General features: G+C 38.9%; 4 protein-coding genes and 1 pseudogene. 3 read left to right on the forward strand and 2 right to left on the reverse strand.

The genetic code is table 11. The annotated features are described in order from the left end of the window. Positions 1-331: pseudogene (locus MRT15_RS10900) on the reverse strand (radical SAM protein); the annotation flags it as partial. Positions 332-423: 92 nt separating this feature from the next. On the opposite strand from MRT15_RS10900, the gene MRT15_RS10905 reads away from it, so the two are divergent. After that, positions 424-1,170, forward strand: a complete 747-nt coding sequence (locus MRT15_RS10905; RefSeq protein ID WP_304330212.1) for a TrmB family transcriptional regulator — start codon at positions 424-426, stop codon at positions 1,168-1,170. On the opposite strand, the gene MRT15_RS10910 is transcribed toward MRT15_RS10905, so the two are convergent. Continuing rightward, positions 1,160-1,918: an ATPase domain-containing protein gene (locus MRT15_RS10910; RefSeq protein WP_304330213.1), complete on the reverse strand. Its 759-nt coding sequence runs from the start codon at positions 1,916-1,918 to the stop codon at positions 1,160-1,162. The two genes, MRT15_RS10905 and MRT15_RS10910, sit on opposite strands and share 11 nt — an antisense overlap. A 96-nt stretch (positions 1,919-2,014) precedes the next feature. Here MRT15_RS10910 and MRT15_RS10915 point away from each other — a divergent pair, with 96 nt between their 5' ends. Both MRT15_RS10915 and MRT15_RS10920 read left to right on the forward strand, forming a co-directional pair. Next, the gene (locus MRT15_RS10915) at positions 2,015-2,188 is read left to right on the forward strand and encodes a ribbon-helix-helix domain-containing protein (RefSeq protein WP_304330214.1); all 174 of its coding nucleotides are present in this window, start codon (positions 2,015-2,017) and stop codon (positions 2,186-2,188) included. Positions 2,189-2,194: 6 nt separating this feature from the next. Then, on the forward strand, positions 2,195-4,336 hold a 2,142-nt coding region (locus MRT15_RS10920), incomplete at its 3' end, for a DEAD/DEAH box helicase (RefSeq protein ID WP_304330216.1).

Here is a 4,336-nt window from a genome sequence, read left to right on the forward strand (position 1 = left end):
AGCATATTGGGCAACGCATATTACACCTATTCGTAACATCAATTATCGCTAGAACAGTAGCTGAACTATGCTTCTCACATAAACCACAATCAAATGGGCACCCCCTAACACTCTTAGTGTGTGGAGTTGTGACTCCACTGGGCTCATGAGCATACCTCTCAGCCCACTCATAAAGTGTAGGGTCTGAGAATGTGTAAACTTCATCAAACTCCCCATGCTCAGGGCAAACCCTCCTAATCCTAACAACATTATCATCAGACACATAAACCTCAGCATCCAAAACCTTCAAACACTCCGGACATAAACTTTGAGTCTTCCTCAAAACCTTCATGGCCAACACCAAACCAAATACAATAATAAATTCAAACATCAAACAATATATTAATATAATCCAACAATTCAAATGTTGATTGGTAGGTTGAATTGGAGGATAGACTGAAACTACTTAAAAAGTTTGGATTAACAAGCTACCAAGCTAAAGCATACCTAGCACTAATGATGATGGGTGAGGGGGATGCTAAGAGCATTAGCAGAAACTCAGGAATACCATACGCAAAAATACACAGCATACTACTAAGCCTAATAAAGGATGGATGGATAATCACATTGGAGGGGAGGCCTAAGAGGTATAGGGCAAAACCCCCAATTGAAGTTGTAAATGATAAGATTAGTAGAGGGATAGAGGAGATGAAGATTCAAGGGGAGAGAATAGTTAGAGAGCTACAACCACTATACGAGAAAGCTGGATTTGAAGAGAAATCTGAAGTAATGATACTTAGAGGTGTGGGAATAATACTTGAGAGAACCTTAAACTCAATTAGGAGGGTAAATAAAACTTTGAGGATTGCATTGACCAGCAAAGTTTTCAAAGCCCACAAAGAATTCATAGATATACTATTATCAAATTTGAAGAGGGGGGTTGATGTGAAGATACTATTGGATGAAGAACTCAAGGACTATCTGAAAATACTAAGCAACTATGGATTTAGAGGGGAAGTTGGAGGGGAGATGTTTGGAGGGGGGATAATAGTTGATGAAAATGAAGCAATAATCCTACTTGGAGAAATCCTTGGAACCCCAATGGCAATATGGTCCAACAATAAAGTCTTAACGAATATAGCAAAAATATATTTCGAGCATTTATGGGAACTGCGGAAACCTAAGTTTTAGTTGAAATCTTAAATATACCAGTGGAATCAACATTGAAGCTAATCCAACCAGTATGATGGGGAGCCCCCTTCATCTTCCTAACCCTAAACTGTTTAACTAGGAAGCCTTGCTGCATATACTGTGGATCATACCTTAAATCTATAATTCCATCAACCACATACTCAAGTATCTGCTCCAAATCATCATAAGGTTTAACTCCAAAATGGAATGTGCCGAAAACTGGAACCCCCCTCTCCTTAGCGCATTCAGCCCTAATGATCTTAACAACCTCAAGGGCCACTGCAGATTCACTTAAACTCATAAGTTCAGTTAGGGAATCTATGAATACAGCCCCCCTCCCCTTCATCCCAAGCCTATCCATTAAACCAGTTAAAATGCCAACTAAATCATAAAGCTCCCTAGGATTCTCAACGTAAACCACATATTCAGGTATTGAAGCTTTATCTGGACTCATCCTAAATGAATAGCAGTCTATAAACCTTAAAAGACCCTTACCAGTATAATCAAGCAAATTCCAATTGAAGCCATTGGCGGATTGAAGTATGCTCAATGGGGTATCATCGAAACACATGAATATACATGGTTCACCAGCCAAGAGCCTAGAATACATCAATTGAAGCATGAAAACAGACTTCCCAGTTCCACCCTCACCCAAAATCATTATCATATTATTCCTAGGTATACCGCTGGGTAAAACTTCATCCAAAATAGCCAACCCAGTCTTAAACCTCTCAAACGTAATGGACAAATGATGCACCAAAAAGACTTATGGGTTTAAACAGTTAATATAGTTTTTGCAAGAATCTATATCTAAATGAATTTAACAATAAATATTGTGGTTGAAATGAAGGTTCTAAGCATAAGGTTACCGGAGGAATATGTTAAAGCTATGGATGAAATTGTAAGGATGGGGATATATCCAAGTAGAAGTGAATTCATTAGAGCAGCCATAAGAGAACACTTAAAGAGGGAGATAGATTCAAGTAGCAATATAAGGAGAATTGTGAGGGAGATATAGAAGCCCATGAAATCCTTCCAAAAACTAAATGAAAAGCTCAAGAAAGTGATTGTGGAGTATGGATACATAGAACCCACAGAACCCCAAGAAGAGGCAATACCGAAAATACTTGATGGAAGGAATGTGTTAATCATAGCACCCACAGGTTCAGGTAAAACTGAAGCAGCACTATTCCCAGTAATGAGTAAGATACTGGATGAAGAAGCTAGGGGGATTAGGGCAATATACATAACACCCCTAAGAGCATTGAATAGGGACATATTGAGGAGGATGCAGGAAATAGCTTTGAAAGCTGGGTTAACCATAGAAGTTAGGCATGGAGATACACCTGAAACTGCTAGGAGGAGGCAATCCATAAAACCACCACAAATACTGATAACAACACCAGAAACATTACAAGCAATACTGCCAGGGAAGAGGATGCGCAAACACCTATCAAAAGTTAAACATGTGATAATAGATGAAATACATGAATTCATATCAGATAAGAGAGGGGCTCAACTATCCCTAGCACTGGAAAGACTTAGGGAGATATGTGGAAGAGAATATCAGAGGATAGGGTTATCCGCAACCATTGGAAACCCATGGGAAGCAGCTAAATTCCTATCAGGTGAAGGGAGAGATGTGGAGATAGTGGATTCAACCATTGGTAAAAAGATTGAAGTGAAAGTTGAAGCCGTAACCAATGATATGAAGATTGAAGGGAAGGTGGATGCAGATATACCGGAGACTATAATACCTAGAATTAAGAGGATAGTGGAGTTGGTATTGGAAAATGGATCAACACTACTCTTCACAAACACTAGGGAAACAGCTGAATACCTTGCAACAATTATTAGGAAGATGAATCCACCATTCGATATAGGCGTACATCACGGTTCACTATCAAGGGAAGAGAGGATAAGAGTTGAAGAGGAATTCAAGAATGGGAAGATAAAACTCTTGGTATGTACATCATCCCTAGAACTTGGATTGGACATTGGACTCGTAAACTACGTAATACAATACACATCACCAAGACAAACAGTAAACCTAATACAGAGAATTGGGAGATCAAAACACAAATTAATGGAGACTTCAAAGGGAACAATAATATCATCAACCCTAGATGACATACTGGAATCAGCAGTTCTAGCTAGGAGAGGGGTTAATGGAATCCTAGAACCGGCAAAGATCCATGAAAAAGCCTTAGACGTATTAGCCCACCAAATTGTTGGATTGATAATGGATAATGGACCTATGAATATAAGCGATGTTAAAAGGGTTTTCAGAAGAGCATACCCATATAGGGATATAAGTGAAAATGAAATATCTGAAGTTGCATCATTCCTATCAAGCATAGGAGTTGTAAGATACTTCAAAGAAGATGGAACCATTAAGGCTAGGGGGATTAGGACATGGAAATACTACTACGAAAACCTATCAGTAATACCAGATGTAAGGAGGTTTAAAGTCATATCTACGGAGAACATGAGAGCCATAGGAGAACTAGATGAAGAATTCGTTGCAATACATGGGGAAGAACCATTCATACTTGCTGGGAGAGCTTGGAGAATTATAAACGTAGATGAAGATGAAATGAAAGTCTACGTGGAGTATATGGGTGATGAAATTGCAGCAATACCAGCATGGATTGGAGAACTAATACCAGTATCCATGGAAGCAGCCATGGAAACAGCTGATTTAAGGGAGAAGATAATTGGAAGTGAAGATTTAAGCGAATACCCATTAACAGGGGAAGCAATAGAGTATGCTAAGAAAATTTTGGGAGAACACTTGAAATGTGGAATACCAATACCAACATCAAATAGGGTTATAGTGGAAGGGTTGGGGAGAATAATAGTAGTACATGTACCACTTGGAACTAATGGTAATAGAACTCTGGCAGCAATACTCTCATCCAAGATAACTGAGAAGATGAGGATGAATGTGAGGAGGATTTCAGATTCATATAGAGTGGCATTGATAACACCAAATCCAATAAACCCAGAATCAATAGTTGAATTGATTAGAGGCTTAAGTATAGATGAAGGGATTGTCAATGCATTGAAGAATACGCATGAATATCAGTGGAAGCTACTACATGTTGCTAGGAGGATGGGGGTTGTGGAGAAGGATGCAAAGATAAGTAGGATTAAAGGGTTAGCA

Origin of the sequence: Candidatus Culexarchaeum yellowstonense, assembly GCF_024707025.1 — an archaeon.
In the GTDB taxonomy this organism is placed as follows: domain Archaea; phylum Thermoproteota; class Methanomethylicia; order Culexarchaeales; family Culexarchaeaceae; genus Culexarchaeum.

Excerpts from the sequence above, each read along its gene's own strand:
- MRT15_RS10915 (WP_304330214.1), top strand. The coding sequence starts at position 2,015 with ATGAAGGTTCTAAGCATAAGGTTACCGGAGGAATATGTTAAAGCTATG.